This is a genomic window from Rhizobium sp. 11_C7_N12_5 (assembly GCF_051811145.1).
Classification (GTDB): Bacteria; Pseudomonadota; Alphaproteobacteria; order Rhizobiales; family Rhizobiaceae; genus Rhizobium; species Rhizobium lusitanum.
The window spans coordinates 670285-687393 of the sequence record NZ_JBPWPY010000002.1; the positions used below are offsets into that span (position 1 = coordinate 670285).

The 17109-nt window shown below is 62.1% G+C and carries 15 protein-coding genes; 7 read left to right on the plus strand and 8 right to left on the minus strand.

Going from position 1 to position 17109, the window contains the following annotated elements:
• The first annotated feature begins 9 nt into the window (after positions 1-9).
• The 6 genes from AB8B29_RS22210 (at position 10) to AB8B29_RS22235 (ending at position 5839) form a co-directional block, all read left to right on the plus strand.
• Positions 10-807 carry an ABC transporter ATP-binding protein gene (locus AB8B29_RS22210; RefSeq protein WP_439006716.1) on the plus strand — a complete coding sequence of 266 codons (798 nt, stop codon included), beginning with the start codon at positions 10-12 and terminating at the stop codon, positions 805-807.
• Positions 804-1553, plus strand: coding sequence for an ABC transporter ATP-binding protein (locus AB8B29_RS22215; protein ID WP_092575212.1), 750 nt, complete (start codon positions 804-806; stop codon positions 1551-1553). Before AB8B29_RS22210 ends, AB8B29_RS22215 begins: the two co-directional genes overlap by 4 nt.
• Positions 1550-2458 (plus strand): branched-chain amino acid ABC transporter permease, encoded by a 909-nt coding sequence (locus tag AB8B29_RS22220; protein WP_037197637.1) that lies wholly within the window; start codon positions 1550-1552, stop codon positions 2456-2458. The genes AB8B29_RS22215 and AB8B29_RS22220 overlap by 4 nt, the downstream gene beginning before the upstream one ends.
• Positions 2455-3438: a branched-chain amino acid ABC transporter permease gene (locus AB8B29_RS22225; RefSeq protein WP_037197639.1), complete on the plus strand. Its 984-nt coding sequence runs from the start codon at positions 2455-2457 to the stop codon at positions 3436-3438. Before AB8B29_RS22220 ends, AB8B29_RS22225 begins: the two co-directional genes overlap by 4 nt.
• A gap of 347 nt (positions 3439-3785) precedes the next feature.
• Complete coding sequence (locus tag AB8B29_RS22230; RefSeq protein WP_037197641.1) at positions 3786-5351, plus strand: GMC family oxidoreductase; 1566 nt, start codon at positions 3786-3788, stop codon at positions 5349-5351.
• Between the two features lie 23 nt (positions 5352-5374).
• Positions 5375-5839 (plus strand): RidA family protein, encoded by a 465-nt coding sequence (locus AB8B29_RS22235; protein ID WP_051963622.1) that lies wholly within the window; start codon positions 5375-5377, stop codon positions 5837-5839.
• A gap of 99 nt (positions 5840-5938) precedes the next feature.
• Here the strand turns inward: AB8B29_RS22235 and AB8B29_RS22240 are convergent, their stop codons facing one another.
• From AB8B29_RS22240 to AB8B29_RS22275, 8 genes are all read right to left on the minus strand, one after another.
• The gene (locus AB8B29_RS22240; RefSeq protein ID WP_037197643.1) at positions 5939-7465 is read right to left on the minus strand and encodes an aldehyde dehydrogenase family protein; all 1527 of its coding nucleotides are present in this window, start codon (positions 7463-7465) and stop codon (positions 5939-5941) included.
• A complete protein-coding gene (locus AB8B29_RS22245; protein ID WP_051963608.1) occupies positions 7462-8271 on the minus strand; it encodes a creatininase family protein in 810 nt (269 codons plus the stop codon). The genes AB8B29_RS22240 and AB8B29_RS22245 overlap by 4 nt, the downstream gene beginning before the upstream one ends.
• Positions 8268-9245: an ABC transporter permease gene (locus tag AB8B29_RS22250; RefSeq protein WP_197072767.1), complete on the minus strand. Its 978-nt coding sequence runs from the start codon at positions 9243-9245 to the stop codon at positions 8268-8270. Before AB8B29_RS22250 ends, AB8B29_RS22245 begins: the two co-directional genes overlap by 4 nt.
• 10 nt (positions 9246-9255) lie before the next feature.
• Positions 9256-10275, minus strand: coding sequence for a Gfo/Idh/MocA family protein (locus tag AB8B29_RS22255; RefSeq protein ID WP_037197645.1), 1020 nt, complete (start codon positions 10273-10275; stop codon positions 9256-9258).
• Between the two features lie 9 nt (positions 10276-10284).
• A complete protein-coding gene (locus AB8B29_RS22260; protein WP_051963627.1) occupies positions 10285-12840 on the minus strand; it encodes an ATP-binding cassette domain-containing protein in 2556 nt (851 codons plus the stop codon).
• Positions 12841-12951: 111 nt separating this feature from the next.
• The gene (locus AB8B29_RS22265) at positions 12952-13971 is read right to left on the minus strand and encodes a sugar ABC transporter substrate-binding protein (RefSeq protein ID WP_037197646.1); all 1020 of its coding nucleotides are present in this window, start codon (positions 13969-13971) and stop codon (positions 12952-12954) included.
• 178 nt (positions 13972-14149) lie between these two features.
• Positions 14150-15088 (minus strand): threonine ammonia-lyase, encoded by a 939-nt coding sequence (locus tag AB8B29_RS22270; protein WP_037197647.1) that lies wholly within the window; start codon positions 15086-15088, stop codon positions 14150-14152.
• The gene (locus AB8B29_RS22275) at positions 15078-16154 is read right to left on the minus strand and encodes a succinylglutamate desuccinylase/aspartoacylase family protein (RefSeq protein ID WP_051963611.1); all 1077 of its coding nucleotides are present in this window, start codon (positions 16152-16154) and stop codon (positions 15078-15080) included. Before AB8B29_RS22275 ends, AB8B29_RS22270 begins: the two co-directional genes overlap by 11 nt.
• A gap of 128 nt (positions 16155-16282) precedes the next feature.
• Here AB8B29_RS22275 and AB8B29_RS22280 point away from each other — a divergent pair, with 128 nt between their 5' ends.
• Positions 16283-17095 (plus strand): IclR family transcriptional regulator, encoded by an 813-nt coding sequence (locus AB8B29_RS22280; protein WP_051963613.1) that lies wholly within the window; start codon positions 16283-16285, stop codon positions 17093-17095.
• Positions 17096-17109: the final 14 nt, after the last annotated feature.

The following is a 17109-nucleotide window of genomic DNA, read 5'->3' on the forward strand; positions in this document are numbered from 1 at the left end:
AGGGATCTCATGAGTACGACAACTGAACGGCATGGGGAGGAAGCCCGGCCTGTTCTGACGGCCAAGAATGTGGTGCGACGTTTCGGCGGCGTCACCGCAGTCAACGACGTTTCATTCCATGTGCGGCAAGGCGAGATTCTCGGCTTGATTGGTCCGAACGGCGCCGGCAAGACGACGATGTTCGATCTGCTGGCCGGCAGCGTTGCCCCGAGCAGCGGCGAGATCATTTTGAACGGTGCGCCGGTCGCAGGCGAGCCCGCGCATCGCCGCATAGGCCGTGGCCTCGGCAGGACGTTCCAAATTCCGCGCCCTTTCCCCAATTTGAGCCTGCTCGACAATGTCATGCTGGCGGCGCAGGGTCAGGCCGGCGAGCGCCTGCTGTCGAATTTCCTGCGTCCCTGGAAAGTTGCAGCGGAGGAAAAGGCGGCTCAGGCGAAGGCCATGGAACTGCTCGACCTCATCCACCTGACGCGGTTGACGCATGAGCCGGCCAGGGTGCTTTCGGGTGGTCAGCGCAAGCTTCTGGAGCTTGCCCGCATCATGATGGCCGATCCCGCGCTCATCCTGCTTGACGAACCGGCCGCCGGCGTCAATGCGACCCTCCTGGAGACCATCATCGACCGCATCCGCGACATCAACCAACGCGGCGTCACTTTTCTTCTGATCGAGCACAATATCGATATGGTCACGCGCCTTTGCCACCGCGTGCTCGTCATGGCGAGCGGCCAGCTTCTTTGCGAGGGCACGCCGGACGAGGTCGCCCGCGATCCGCGCGTCATCGAAGCCTATCTCGGAGGCGCGGCATGAGCGAGCCTGTCCTCATCGTTCGCGATCTCGTCGCCGGCTACGAGCCGGGCGTACCGATCGTACGCGGCGCCTCCATCACGGTCGCTGAAAAGGAGATCGTCGTCGTCCTCGGCCCCAATGGCGCCGGCAAGTCGAGCTTCATCAAGGCGATTGCCGGCCTGGTGCCGATCGAAAGCGGCAAAGTGGAACTCTCTGGCAATGATATAACGAGCGCGCCTGCTCACAATATGGTGCGGCTCGGTCTCGCTTTCGTGCCGCAGACGGAAAATGTCTTCCCACTGATGTCGGTGGATGACAATCTGAGGGTCGCTGGCGGCATCTTGAAGGCGAAAGAGGTGCCTGTTCGTATCGAGGAAATGTACGCAACCTTCCCGGATTTGGCCCGTCATCGCCGCATCGCAGCCGGCAATCTCTCGGGCGGTCAGCGGCAGATGCTGGCCGTCGCGCGTGCCCTCATCGTGCGCCCAAAGCTGCTCGTACTCGACGAGCCATCGGCAGGTCTCTCGCCCAAATTCGTTTCGATGGTCTTCGAGATGCTGACTGATATCCGCAAGTCGGGCGTCACCATTCTCCTCGTCGAACAGAATGCGAAGGCCGCCCTTTCGATCGGCAACCGCGCCTATGTCCTCGTCGAAGGCAAGGACAGGCATGAAGGGGTGGCGTCCGAGCTGTGGAACGACCCCGTCGTCGCCGAGCTCTATCTCGGCCAACGCCCAACCGTCTCTAAAGCAGGAGGTGCGGCATGAACCTGCAATTCATCGTCGATGGTCTGCTGACAGGCTCGATGATCGGCCTTGGTGCCATCGGCGTGACACTGACCTACTCGATCCTGCGCTTTTCCAATTTCGCCCACGGCGATTTTATGGCCTGGGGCACCTATGCGACCCTTGCCGTTGTCAGCGCCATTGGCGCTATCTTCGGCAAGGTCGCGCCGATCGGACCACTTTCCTTCGGCTGGCCGCTGATCGTTGCGGTAATAATTGCCATGGGCTTTACCGGACTTCTCGCTCTGGCGCTGGATAAGGTCCTGTTTTCCAGGCTTCGCTCCAAGGGGCAGTCGATCATTGTCGTCATGGCAAGCTTCGGCGCCTCCATGGCCTTGCGCAGCTTGCTCGAATTCCTCTTCACCTCGCGGCCGACCTATTTCAGCCGTGCCATCCAGATCGCCATGCCTGTCGGTTTAGGCATTCGCATCACGCCCGACCAGATCGTGCTTCTGATCGTCACGGCTTTGCTGGTTCTCGGCGTGCATCTGCTGATCACGAAGACGCAGACCGGCCGCTCCATGCAGGCGCTCAGCCAGAACCCGGCGCTTGCCCGCGTCGTCGGCATCGATGTCGCCAAGGTCGTTCGCGTCACCTGGCTGATTGGCGGCGGTCTTGCCTGCGTTGCCGGCGTCATGATCGGCATTCTCGTGCAGATCCGTCCGCTGATGGGTTTCGACATGCTGCTGCCGATGTTCGCAGCCGCCATTCTCGGCGGCATCGGCAGCGTGCCGGGCGCTGTTCTCGGCGGCCTGATCATCGGCCTTGCCGAGGCCGGTGCGGTGCAGCTTATCGGCGCCGAATGGCGCGCCGCCGTCTCCTTCATCATCCTGATGGCGGTGCTGTTCATCCGGCCGATTGGCCTTTTCGGAGTGAAGGAGCGATGATGGACATTCTTGGCTATGGCGCCTTCTTCCTGACGACGGCGCTGATCTTTTCCTTCATTACCCTCGGACTGAACCTGCAATGGGGTCTGACCGGTCTCTTCAACGTCGGCCTTGCCGGCTTTGTCGCCATCGGAGCCTATACGTCGGCGCTTCTGACCACTCCGGACGCCGCCGGTCGCTTCGGCGGGTTCGATCTGCCGATCGCTGTCGGTTGGCTCGGCGGGATGATCGTTGCCGGTCTGGCTGCTGCTATCATCGGGGTCGCCACGCTGCGGCTGAAGTCGGACTATCTTGCGATCACCACCTTCGGCGTTGCTGTCGTCGTCCAGCTCGTGGCGTTGAACGCACAAAGCCTGACGGGCGGCCCCTTCGGCATCGGCTTCATCCCGCGTCCCTTCGCAAGCCTTGCCGAAACGCCATTGCTCTTCAATTTTGCCAATCTTGGCGTCGTGGCGATCGTGATGCTGGTCGTCTACCTGGCTCTCGAGCATCTGTCGCACAGCCCTTGGGGACGCGTGCTGAAGGCGCTCCGCGAAGATGAACGTGCCGCCGTTTCTCTCGGCAAGAGCGCGCGCTTTTATCGCGTGCAGGCCTTTGCCGTTGGCGGAGCCATCATGGGGCTTGCGGGGGCCCTACAGGCGCATTTCGTCGGCTTCATCGCGCCGGACAATTACGTTCCGATCCTGACCTTCCAGGTCTGGGTGATGCTGATCGTCGGCGGCTCGGGCAGCAACAAAGGCGCCGTTGTCGGCAGCATTCTTGTCTGGGCGATCTGGGCAGGGTCTGGCGCGCTGACGAGCGCGCTCGTCTCGCCGGAACAGCAGGCTCGCGCAGCGTCCCTGCAGATCGTGGCGATCGGCGTGATGCTCTGCGTCATCCTGTTGGTGCGTCCAGGCGGGCTCTTCGGTGATATGCCGCGGCGGCGGCGTGCAGCCGCGCAACAGCCTTCGCTTGCTGCAGATGAAAGCGGTGTGTCCTGACGTACGCGGAAGGCGGGCGCTGAGCAAATCCGCGCCGCCTGTTGGTTTCGACGATATTGCCGACATGACAGATGCAGGCTTTGCCAATCCTTGATAGCATCGGCATTGCAGAGGCAATCCAGCGTCGTGAGCTGATGGACCCTAAAATGGTCGGTTGATGTCGCTGCCGCGCACGTGTGATTTTCGGCGAGAATCGACGAGAAAGTACATGGTTTCATATACAAAATTTCATTTACATATAAACCGAAATGTGATGATCTTGATGCGCCGGTGTCCTTATGGCCGGCTGCAATGGGGAGTACGTCGCGCAGGCGAAATATCACACAAATAGAACGGGGAATGACCGCATGCCTTATGATGTCATCATTGTCGGTGCCGGAGCCGCGGGCGCAGTGCTTGCCGGCCGGTTGACGGAAGACCTAAGCAAGAAGGTGTTGTTGCTGGAGGCCGGCCCCGACTATCGCAGCAGCGGACAGCCAGCCGAAATGGAAAGTCCGAACCCGTTCAACCTCCTTTTGCCGCGCCGCTTCCAGGAAGCCTACATGTATCCGGATTTGATGGCGCGCCGGACGAAAAGGCAGCCGCATCGCGTCTATTGGCGCGGCAAGGGCATGGGCGGCTCGACCGCCGTCAACGGTCAGATTGCCATTCGCGGCCTGCTCCATGCCTTCGACCGTTGGGCCGATATCGGCTGTAACGGATGGTCCGGTACCGATGTGCTTCCATTCTTCAACCGGCTCGAGGACGATCCTATCGATGCGGACTACCATGGTCGCGGCGGGCCGACACCGATTTATCGCGCGCCTGTCGATACATGGGGCAATGTCGATAGGGCGATGCGCGACAGTGCGCTGGCTCTCGGCCATAGCTGGAACGATGACCTGAATGACCCTGAAGCCGAAGGCGTGTGCTGCTATCCGATCAATAGCCGCAATGGCAAACGCGTTTCGGTCAATGATGCCTATCTGGAGCCGGCGCGCGGCCGTGCCAACCTGACGATCGTCGGCTCGACGACCGTCGACAAGGTCATTCTTGATGGCCGCAGGGCGACGGGGGTGAGCGCCATCGTCAATGGTCAGGCGAAGACATTCCTTGCGCCGCTCGTCATTCTCTCGGCCGGTTCCATTCACTCGCCCGTCATTCTGCAGCGCTCCGGCATCGGCCCGGCGACATTGCTTAGAAAACGCGGCGTCGAGGTTGTCGCTGACTTGCCGGTCGGCGAGAATTTCTTCGATCATCCCTACTGCCGCATCGAACTGAAGCTGAAGAGCGAGTTTAAGGCGACCGATGTCAACGCGCGCCATACCAATTGCTGCGTGCGCATGAGCTCGGGTCTTCCAGGCGCGCAACGCGACGATATTCTCTTCGTGTCGATGAACCACGGTGGTATCGGCGTCGAATCCGACAGCGCCCAATTCGGCGAGGCAATGATCAATCTGATCCTCATGGAGGCCAAGAGCCGCGGCTCGGTCAGCCTCCGCTCGGTCAATCCGCTCGATCAGCCCGTCGTCGAGGAGAACATGCTGTCCCATCCGCTCGATCTGGCGCGCATGCGCGCCGGTTACCGCCATCTCGGCAGGATGGCAGCGCAGGCGCCGATCCAGGCCATCACCGAAGGCATATTGCTGGGTGATTCCGATCTGCCGCTCTCCTGGCTCGACACTGCCAGCGATGTAGCGGTGGAGGATTTCCTGCTGACGCAATCTTCCGATGCACAGCATGGTATCGGTGGCTGCAGCATGGGGCGTGCCGGCGCCGGCGTCGTCGATCCGGAATGCCGCGTCAACGGCTTCGAAGGTCTGCGCGTCATCGATGCGTCGATCATGCCGCTCGACTGCCAGGCCAACACCAATCTCACCACCATCATGATAGGCGAGAAGATGGCTGACAGCCTGCGAGGGGCTGTCCATTGAAAGCGGAGGGCGGACGCATGGCGATGGATGCTTACGAACGGCTGAGTGCCCTGGGGCTCACGCTGCCGAAGACGCCGAAAGCGGCGGGCAATTATATTCCGGCCAAGTTGTGCGGTGAGATGCTCTATCTCGCCGGGCAGGGGCCGCAACGCCCTGACGGGTCCTGGTGCGTCGGCAAGGTCGGCAAGGATGTGAGCTTGGAGGAAGCCTATCAGCATGCGCGCCTCGTCGGCCTGCAATTGCTCGGCGTCATCCACGATGCCGTCGGCGATCTCAACCGTGTCGAGGTGATCAAGCTGCTCGGTATGGTCAATGCGGTTCCCGAGTTTGCCGATCATCCGAAGGTGATCAATGGAGCATCGGATCTGCTCATCGAAGTGCTGGGTGAGGCGGGCCGTCACGCTCGTTCCGCCGTCGGCATGGGATCCCTGCCGAACGGCATCACCGTGGAGATCGAGGCTATCCTGCGCGTGCTGCCGCGCGACTGATTTTTGACTGTTTTCCCCAACTGGCCTTCGTTTGCTCTGTGTGCGAAGGCCATTTTTTTATTGCGGCCCGGCGTGTTGCCGGGCCGGCAGCATTCCTGCTTATCGCGAAATATCGATCGTCATCGTCTTCAGATCGCACATTTCCATGAGTGTGTGCCGGCCGCCTGTGCGGCCAAGCCCGCTCCGCGTTCCGGCTGCGCCGCCGGCGGGAATATGCGGCTCCCAATAGCAGCTTTTCTCATTAACGTTGACGATGCCGACGCGAAGGCTTTCGGTAAAGAAGAAGGCCCTCTTGATCGTGTTGGTGAATACTGCCGCCGACAGGCCGTATGGGCTGGAGGCCGCGAGCTCCAAAGCCTCCTCATCCGTATCGAACGTCAGCACCGGGGCGACCGGGCCGAAGGATTCCTCGGTGTTCAAAAGGCTCTCGCGTGTCAGTCCGGTCACGACTGTCGGCTCGAAATAGAGGTTGGTCGGCAATCCCACGGCTATGCCACCGCCGGTCACGACGCGTGCCTGATGAGCATGCGCATCGGCCATATGGCTCAGCATCTTGTCGAGCGATGCCGCATTGTTGAGCGGCCCCATCGTTGTCGACGGGTCGAAGGGATCGCCCATGCGCACCTTGCCGGCCGCGTTCATCAGCCCATCCACGAAGCGATCATGCACGGATCTATGCACGAGAACCCGCTCGGTCGCGGTGCAAATCTGCCCTGCATTGGCAAAGCACCCCGCGCCGATCTCGGCCGCCGCCATGTCGATATCGGCGTCGGCAAGCACGATGGTCGGACCATTGCCGCCCATCTCGAGCAGCAGCGGCTTGCCGGCGCCACGGCGAGCGATTGTCGCGCCTGTGGCCGAGCTACCGGTGAAGCCGATGGCATGTATGCCCGGGTGGATGACGGCCTCATCGCCAACTTCCGCGCCATCGCCGAGAACGAGGTTTATGACACCATCAGGCACATCGGCCTCGATCATGCATTCCATCAGCGCTACAGCGATCAGCGACGTCGTCGGCGCCGGAACCCAGACGACGCTATTGCCGGTCGCGACGGCCGGGCCGAGATAATAGAGGCAGGGCAGGGCGGCGGGGAAGTTCCATGGCGTGATGATGGCGAAGACGCCCTTCGGCTGCAGGAAGCTGAAGGCGCGCTTGTTGGCGTCTGCGACCGGGAAGGCAGCCGTTTCCAGCCATTTGATCTGCTCGGCAGCATTGCGGAAGCCGAGGGCTGCTGCGGCAATCTCGCCTTTGGCCTCGGCGTGGAAAGGCTTGCCCTGTTCAAGGCACAGAAGCCGGGCGAGTTCCTCGGCGCGGCGATCGATTTCGTCGGCGATCTTCATGCAAAGGGCCGCGCGCGCAAAGACGCCCATCTTGCGCATGGTTTCGCGCGCGGCCTCTGCGGCTGCCACCGCGCGCCCGACATCGGCGCGGGTCGACAGCGCCAGATATCCCAGTCTCTCGCCCGTTGCCGGACTGTCGACCGCAAGAAAGGTGCCGGTGCTGCCGGCAACCCATTCCGAACCGATCCGGTTCTTGCCGACGCGCGCGCCCGATTCCGTCTCGCTGACGATCGGCATGCCGCGCAGGTGCGGACCGTCGATCGAGGATTTGAAATGGAATGTCATGAAGGCCTCCTTTGACCGTAGTCCTTTTGGATTCTGAGGATCGTGGCGCGGCTACGCTCGACGGCGGCGGCAAACAGCGTTTCTCCGGCTTGCCGGGATGCTTCCGATGGTGTGCCGATGACGCCATTGTCCCGGATGGTTTCGAACGGCCTCCACACGGTAACGGCAGAGCCGGCAAACAGATGCGGATCCGGCCAGGAGGGCGGTGTCGTGCCCTCCGGAATCAACGGTTCGCGGACGCTTGCCGGCACGACATGCATCATCAGGGAGGTTTCGAGCGCACAGGCATGGCCGGTGCCGCCGGCCGCATCGGGCAGGACCTCGGCCGCTATGTCGGCGATAAGGTCGAAATAAGAGAAGCCGGCTGACGTGATGCCGCGCTGCCCGAGCTTGGTGATCGCCACCTGCATGGCAGCGCGGTTGCCGCCATGGCCGTTGAGGATGACGGGGAGAAAGCCGTCCTCGGAAAGGCAGGTGCAGAGATCGACCAGAACGGCGATGAATGTGTCGGGGCTGAGACTCATCGTTCCCGCGAAAGCGCGATGATGATGGGAGGAGCCATAGGCCAAAGGCTCGCAGACGCGCATACCCTCTTCGCCTTCAGCCGTAGCGAGCGCGACGGCATGGGCAAGCCAGATATCGACGCCGAGTGGCAGATGCGGGCCGTGCTGTTCGACGGCGCCGACAGGCAATATTGCGACCTGTCGTTTCCGTCCGCTTTTGCTCAGCGCCTTCGCGTCCGGCGAGGTCATGAAGGCAAAGCCGGTTGTGTGCTTGATGGTGGCATCGTCACGAGAGGAGGTCATCGTGAAGCCTCCACGAGGCGAGCCTTCGCGTGTGTCATGGCGGCGTCGGCAAGAAGCGCGGCGATGATGATGGCGCCCTTGTAGAGCTCCAGGCTCGATGGGTCAGTACCGAAGATGCGCAGGGCCGTCGTCAAAAGGCTGACGATCAGCGCGCCGACCACGGCGCCCCAGACCGTGCCGCGGCCGCCGAAGATGCTGGTGCCGCCAAGAACGGCCGCTGCGATCGCATCCAGCAGCAGTGATGTTCCGCCGATATTCGGCGTGACGACGGGAACCCGGCTGATCATGATGAAAGCCGTCAGAAACACGAAAAGGCCGGATGCGCAGTAGACGAGGATAAAGTGTCGCGTGACCGGGATGCCGGCCAGTTCTGCCGCCGCGGCATCGGAGCCGAGGGCGTAGGTTCTTAGCCCGAAGGCGCTGCGGCGCATCAGCACGGCGGCGACGAGGATGATGGCGAGCGTTGCGAAGATGACGTTCGGTATGCCGAGGGTGCGTTCGATGCCGATGAACTTCAAGGCCGGCTCACGCAATACCAGCACGCCCTTGGAGGCGACGCCGAGCGTCGCGCCCTGCAGCGCCACCATGGTGGCAAGCGTCGTCACGAAGGGCGGGATTCTCAGCAGCGCGATGACGAGGCCATTCACCAATCCGACGAGGAGCATGACGACCAGCGCGATCACCAGGGCAGCAGGCAGGCCGAGCCCGGAATCGATCAAGGTCGCGATCAGCACGGCGCAGAAGGCAACGCCTACGCCGGCCGACAGATCGATGCCGGCGGTCAAGAGCACAATCAGCGCGCCAAGGGCGAGCACCGCAACCGGTGTTGCCTGCGACACGATATTGATCAGGCTCTGCGTCGAGATCACGCGCGGATCAGCGGCCGAGAAGACCGCCAGCAGCACTGCGAGCAGGATGACCGGTGAAAGATCGAGGATACGCCTCAGCCGCAGATTGTTTGTCGTTGTCATCATCTGTCCCGCCTCAAATGTGCCAGTCTTCCACCGCTTCGCGCTTGCCGGTGTCGACGCTGCGCAGGATGGCGTCATTGACGGCAACAGCCCTCAAGGCATCCTCGACCGGCATGACGAAGGGTTTTTCGAATCGGACCGCCGAAATGAAATGCCTGACTTCCTCGTAGAGATCGCCGACGATATGTCCGTTCGTCGTCGGCCAGTGCTGGCTATCAGGCAAAGACCAGGAGCCGCGCGATAGCAGCCGCAGACCATGGTCGCGGACATCGAGATCGATCAGGCCATCGGTGCCGACGACTTCGGTGCGCGCCCATATGCCGGTCGGAGCGGTATCCGGCAGCGTCCAGCCGAAATAGAGCTGGCCGCTCATGCCGTTCGACATTTCGACCGTCGAGAAAATCGCGTCCTCCGAAGCGATGCCGAGCGAGGGCATGAGCTTGGAGACTGCGCGCGAGTAAACCGAGGTGACGTCGGCGCCGCTGATCCATTGCAGCATGTCGATGTCATGAATGCCCAGATAGAAACAGACGCTCGACTTGCCGTTCATCCGCTGGCCGACGTCGCGCTTGGTGAAACGGCCGCTGCTGGCATGGATCGGCTGGCCGATGCGGCCTTCACGCACGGCAACTGCTGCCTCGCAATAGCGGGGATCGAAGCGAAGAATATGGGCGACGAGCAGGCGCGCGCCGCTTCTCTTCGCCGTTCTTGCAATGGTCTTGGCCGCGTCGAGCGTATGGGCCATCGGCTTTTCGAGAAGGACTGGTTTGCTTGCCTCGAGGAGTTCGCAGGTGACGGCCTCATGCAGCCGGTCGGGTGCGGCGACGATATAGGCATCCGCCGCGCCGGCGCTGAGCGCGGACGCCACATCTGCGAAATGAGGAACACCGAATTCATCCGCTGCCTGTCGGCCGAGTTCGACATTCGGATCGATGATGGCGGAAACCTCGGCAAGGTCGCTATCGGCCACCACGCGAGCATGCAGACGTCCCATGAAGCCAGCGCCGACGATCGCTATGCGCAGTCTGCTCATAAAACCTCCTCACGCAACGTGTTGCGGTGCGCTCTGGGCGTCATTCGGATTGATATTCGGGGGCTGAATAGTTTCGCTGAAGGCGAGCGCCATCACGTCCTCTTCGCTGGCGCCGCGCCCGAGTTCGCCGACCGAACGCCCCTCGCGCATGACAATGATGCGGTCGGCGACGCCGAGCACTTCGGGCAATTCACTCGATACCATCAGGATGGCGGCGCCCTGCCGTTTCAGCTCGGCGATAAGGTGGTGCAGCTCGGACTTGGCGCCGACGTCAACGCCGCGCGTCGGCTCGTCGAGCAGGATGATCTGCGGCTTCGTCGCCAGCCATTTGCCGATGACGACCTTCTGCTGGTTGCCGCCGGAAAGCTCGATTGTCCGCTTGTCCGGCTGTGCCGGCCGCACACCGAGGGAGGCAATCAATTCGCCCGCCAAGCGGCTGATCCGGCGCGGCGACAGCAGGCCGAAGCGGCTATTGCCGCGTATCCAGGCGAGCGAAAGGTTGTCGCGGATGGACATGGTGCCAACAAAGCCTTCGAGGTGCCGGTCCTCCGGGATATAGACGATGCCGGCGCGGTTCGCCGCCTTGATGTCGCCGCCGGATTGCCCCTTGCCAAAGATCTCGATGGACCCGCCGTGCAGCGTTTCTAGACCGGCGATCAACCGCAGCACTTCCGAACGGCCGCTGCCCATCAGTCCGGCAATCGCAACGATCTCGCCGCGATGGACGCAGAGCGAGGCGGATTTCAGCAGCTTGCCGTTCGAGGCATCCAGCACCTCCACCGCTTTTTCGCGAATATCGGCCTTTAGATAGGGGAAGATGTCGCCGAGATCGCGGCCGACCATCATCGAGACGATCTCCGCTTCGTTGGTCAGCCGCGTCTGCCGTTCGCCGATGAACTTGCCGTCGCGCAACACGACCACGCGGTCGCACTGGCTGAAGATTTCCTCCATCTTGTGCGAGATGTAGAGAATTCCCGCTCCGCGTTGCCTGAGCTTGGCGATAAGCTCATAGAGATGATCCCGCTCGCGATTGGAAAGCGCGCTCGTCGGCTCGTCCATGATGAAGAGCCAGGCGTCGGACAGGACGGCGCGGGCGATCTCCACCATCTGCTGGCGGCCAACGGAGAGGGTCCGCAGTTCGGCATCGATGTCGATATCGAGCGACAGCTCCCGCATGATCGCGGCGGCTTCGCGCCGCATGCGGCCACGGTCCAGCAGGCCGAGGCGCGTATGCGGCTCGCGGCCGACGAAGAGGTTCTCGGCGACCGTCAGATCGGGCGAAAGGCTGAAATGCTGATGGATAACGCTGATGCCCTCGGCATCGCTCGGTGCATGAAAATCGACCAGACGACCGTCGATGGCGATATCGCCTTCATCGGGCCGGTAGACGCCGGAAATGCACTTTACCAGCGTCGATTTGCCAGCACCGTTCTCGCCGGCGAGCGCTACGACCTCGCCCGACGATATAGCGAATGAAACGCCGTCCAATGCCTTGACGCCGGGGAATGACTTGCCGAGGGCGCGCAGCTCTATGCGCCGACCCGCCGGCGCTTTCGCCGCGCCATTCTGAGGCGGAGCGGCCTTTGTCGCCTGGCTTTTGCGCCGGCCGCTTTTGACGAATGCAGTGATGCTCTCCGGCTGGCTGGCCAGCACCGCAACGAGAATAAGGGCGCCGGTGATGTAGTAGATGACGATCTGCGGCACCTGGAGAAAGGAAAGCCCGGTATTGATCACGCCGAGAAGCAATGCCCCGATCGCGGTGCCCCAGATGGAGCCTTGCCCGCCTGAAAGCTTGGTGCCGCCGACGATCGCTGCCGTGATGGCGGTGAATTCGAGGCCGGTGCCGGCCAGCGGCTGGGCCGAGCCGAGACGGCCGATCGTCAGGATGGCGCCGAGCCCGGCGGTGGCTCCGGCGATGAGATAAACCGAGATGCGCACAAGGCCGACCGGCACCATGGAGGCCCGCGCCGCATCGGCATTGCCGCCGACGGCATAGATCCAGCGGCCATAGACGGTGCGGGCAAGGACGAACCACCAGGCAAGCAGGCAAACGGCTGCGACGATGATGGCAGCTGGAATGGGACCGAGGCTTTCGCGCCCGGCATAGAGAACGATGGGATTGTCGATCGCGATGCTCGATGCGCCCGAAAGGCTGAGCGAAAGCCCGCGTGCGAAGGCCATGGTCGCGAGCGTTGCAATGAAGGGAGAGATGCCGGCAAAGCCGATCAACACGCCGTTCAGCAGGCCTATGACGGAGCCGGCCAGGATCGCGGTCAGGAGTGTCGCCGCAGCCGAGCCGGTCGCTGCATAGACGAGACCGGCGGCCACACCGGAAAACGCCAGCGTGCTGCCGACGGAGATATCGATGCCGCGGGCAATGATAACGGCCGTCATGGCGAAGGCGATGAGTGCGATGACGGCGCTCTGCTGGGCGATGCTCACGAAGTTGCCCGCCGTCAGGAACCGCGGGTCGATCCAGCCGAAGACGACGACGGCAATGGCAAGAACGATCACCAGCACCGGCTCGTTGCGGCGGAGCAGGGATGAAATCCGGTTTTGAAGCATGGTCGGCCGCCTCTCGAACACGATGCGCATCGCCCGGAGGGGCGAGGATTCAGGATGTTCATGGAGTGGGGACCGCCGGTACGGATGCGTACCGGCAGCCCTGCGTCGGACTTATTTCCCGACGGTCATTGCCGAGGTCGGAACCTTCGGTCCAAGCTGCTCCGTATAGTTCTTGGCTTCCACCGCTTCCTTGTCGGTGTTGATATGCTCGAAATTGAGGCCGGCCTTCTTCAGTTTTTCCGCTGTCGCGTCCGAGGTCACGAAATAAGTCGGCATAAAGAGATCGTTCGGCATTTTCTCGCCGTTGGCAAGACGTGCGGCGACCGCAATGTTCCAATAGCCGACGCGATAGGCGCCGGTGAGCACATCCATGACCATCTTGCCGTTGTCGATCAGATCCTTCATCTCGGCATCGCCGTCATAGCCGCCATAGATCAGGTTGATGTTCATCGAGCTGGCAACGGAATCGGCGGCAAGGCAAAGGCTGTCGGAAATGCATGCGATGGCTTTAAGATCCGGATAGGTCGTCAGCCATGTCTGCGCGGCGTTGGTTGCCTTGGCGGCATCCCATCCGGTCGGCTCGATGCCGACGATCTTGATCTTCGGAAACTCCTTCTTCATCGTTTCGACGAAGCCCTTCTCGCGCGTATCTGAAACGAAGTTGCCGCGAGAGCCGACAAGCAAGGCGACTTCGCCCTCGCCGCCGAGCGACGTGCCGACGGCACGGGCGACCATCGACATATTGTCATAGTCGGGATAGAGCGTCGAATAGTTGCCGCCGGCCTCGACCTTGTTGCCCATGGTGATGACCGGGATGCCGGCAGCCAGCGCCTTCTTGATGGCAGGAACGACAGCATTCTTGTCGATCGGGTCGATCAGAATGGCGCTGACGCCCTGGTTGACGAAATTCTCGATAATGCCTACCTGCTTTTCCAGGCTGCCCTCGGCGCTCTGCCAGGTGGCCTTTACGCCATAGTCCTTGCTGGCGACATCGCCGGCTTCCTTCATGCGGACGAAGAACGAGTTTTGCAGGTCGATCGCTGCCAGGCCAAGAACCTTGTCCTTGGCGATCGATGGTGTTGCAAGCGCAAGCGCGAGCAGGGCGACGGATGCTTTCAGAAGTGCGCGCATGTTTCTGTTCTCCTCTGCCTTGAAGGCTTTTCGTGATCATGGCGGGCGATTGTCTCGCCTCTTCTTCACATTCCGCCGATCAGGCATTCGTCCCCAGTGACGCGTCCTGTCGGCGACTATGGCGCTTTGCGCTCATTCTTATACAGCACTTTCTAAATGTGCTAGAATTATTCAACCTTTACGCGTTAAAGCCATCGACTCCCGAGCCGCAGACGAGGCCGGCGATGCGGGCTCCGGGTGGCGGCACGAGGGCTCCCGACATGACGGCGGCCAATGAGGCAGCGCCGCTCAAATCCGCAGCGATACCGAACTCGAACCATAGCAGTGCAGCGGCACGTTGCATGGCATCGTCGTCGACCAGAACGATATCATCGACATTGCGCCGTGCGATCTCGTAGATGCCCTCGTCTGTGCGGCCGCAGGCCATCGTTGCGACCCTGGTGGTGACCTCGGCAAGACGCACGACCCGGCCGGCATCGAAGCAGGCGCGCAGCGTTGGCGAGCCGACAGGCTCGACGCCGATGATCCGCGCCTTCGGATTGACCGTCTTGATGACCTGGGACATACCGGCGATCAGGCCGCCACCGCCGATTGCGACGATGTAGAGATCGGCCTCGGGCAATTGTTCCACCATCTCCAAAGCCACCGTTCCCTGGCCTGAAACGATGGCCTCGTCCGCAAAGGGATGCATGCAGAATGCGCCTTGCCGTTCGGCAAAGGCAAGTGCGGCCTCCTGTGCCTCGTCCCATACGTTGCCGGCACGGCGAACCTCCGCGCCCCAGCGACGAAGCTTCTCTTCCTTGATGGGACTGGCATTGCTCGGCAGAAAGATCGTTGCCGGAACGCCGGACTGATGCGCCATGTAGGCGGTGGCGAGACCATGATTGCCGCCGGAGGCCGCCACGAGGCCCCGCTGAATTCGCTCAGGCGGCAGCGACCTTACGCGATTTGCCGCGCCGCGAATCTTGAAGGAGCCGCTCACCTGCAGGCATTCGAGCTTCAGGTGGAAATCGTTGCGCAGATCGAAGCCGGCGCAATGCTCGAGCTTGATCGTCGGCGTGCGGCGTACGAAGGGGGCGATGCGAAGGGCGGCGGCCTTGATATCCTCATAGCTCATTGCTCAACGCCTCCGGATATTCGTTGGCAAGCACGAAACAGCAATTGCCGGGGCGGACCCGGCCGGGCTGGCGCTTGGCGAAAACGATACCATCGATCGGATGATGGAGGATGACGGGTTCCCGGGCCGGCGAGCGCAGGAAATGGATCCGGCCCGCGATCTCGCCCTTCTTGACGGCGGTGCCGAGCTCGCTGATCGGCTCGAACACGCCGTCGTCCTCGGAAAGTACGTAGCCCTCCGTGCCCGGCACCTTCAGTACCCGCGCATTGGCGCCGGCCGGTACATCCGGCGCGCCTTTCAGCACGCCCGCATGCTTGAGGATATTGCGGATGCCACGTCGGCAGATGGTGAGCGCTTCCTGGCTGACGAGGCCGCCGCCGGCCATCTCGCTGCCGATGACGATCAGGCCCTGCTGGTTGGCTGCCGCAGTCGACGTACGGGTGTCGCCGAGATTGTCGATCATGACGACGGTCGGTGCGCCGAAGGCGAGGGTGGCCCTTATGTTGCGCCGATGCCCCTCCGTCGTCGGAGACGGCTCGATGATGGCGCTTGGGAGGATCATCAGCGACGATCCGCCGGAGTGGAGATCAAGGAAATAGTCCGCGATGGGAAACAGACAATCGTTGACATAGGCGGCAATCTGGCTTGTCAGCGTGCCGTTGAAATCGCCGGGAAAACTGCGGTTGAAATTGAGCCCGTCGATGGGCGATGTCCGCTGGCCGGCCTCGACGGCACGCACGTTGATGGCCGGGATCGCGATGATGCGTCCGGTCACGTCGGCGGGATCGATTTCGCGCAGCAATTCGCCGAGCGCGATCGGCCCTTCATATTCATCGCCATGGTTGCCCGCTTCGATCAGCACCGTCGGCCCGGTACCGTTCTTGACGACGGCGATCGGCACCTGAACGACACCCCAGGCATCGTCATGCGGCGATTGCGGCACGCAGAAATAGCCGATCTGCTTGCCGGAGCGATCGAGATCGACTGAGGTGAAGATGCTGTTGCGACGCGGTGTCAGCGGCTTTCGCTCCGAAGCGCCCGATTTTACCACACTGAAATTTGTCATGGCGTCCGCTCATCTATCTTGCTGGAGGTATCATGGCGGTTTTATATATGGTGTCAAGTTTGAATATGAAACGAATGACAAGCGCTACTGCAGTTCCTATGGTTGGTGACCCATGGAGGATTCGATTCATGAGCAATGGTTCCAATGAGGGCGGCAAGCTTTCCTACTCGGCTCCAGCCCTGACGAAGGGGTTGGAAGTCCTGGAACTGCTTGCCGAGGCCGACACGTCCCTGACGATGAAGGCGATCGCCGACGGCTTGGGCCGTTCGAAGAATGAGATCTTTCGCATGCTCGTTGCCCTGCAGGAACGCGGATACATAGAGCGCGATGCCGAGACGGATGCCTTTTCGCTGACGGACCGGCTTTTCAAGCTCGGGCTGCATACGCCGAGCACCCAGGACCTGATGACGGCGGCGATGCCGGAGCTGTCCACGATCGCGCTGGAAAGCCAGCAGTCGCCCCATCTCGTCGTCATCAGCCACGGGCTGACCGTCGTCACCGCCGCCGTGCCCGGCGGCGAGGACATGTCGTTCACGCTGAGGCTGGGTTACGGTCGGCTCGCAACGGATTCAACCTCCGGCCAGGTGATCCTTGCCTTCCAATCACCCGCCACGGCGAAACGGATCATCGATGAATGCCAGGCGCGCTCAGCCGCACCGATCGACCGCAAGGCGCTGGACAAGCAGCTGACGGCCATACGCCGAAGAGGCTACGAGCTGCATAACAGCCGTGACTTCGTCGGCATTACGGACATTTGCTGTCCCGTCATCGATGCCGATGGCAATGCCATCGCGTCGATTATCATCGCCTATATCAATCGTCATACGCGGGAAAGCCGCCACGCCGCCACGCTCAGCGTCCTGCAAGCCGCCTGCGACCGCATCTCCGCGCGGCTCTCGCCGCGTCTGCGCTCGCCCAAGGAGATGGGTGCTGGCGGTTGATGCATGTCGAGGCA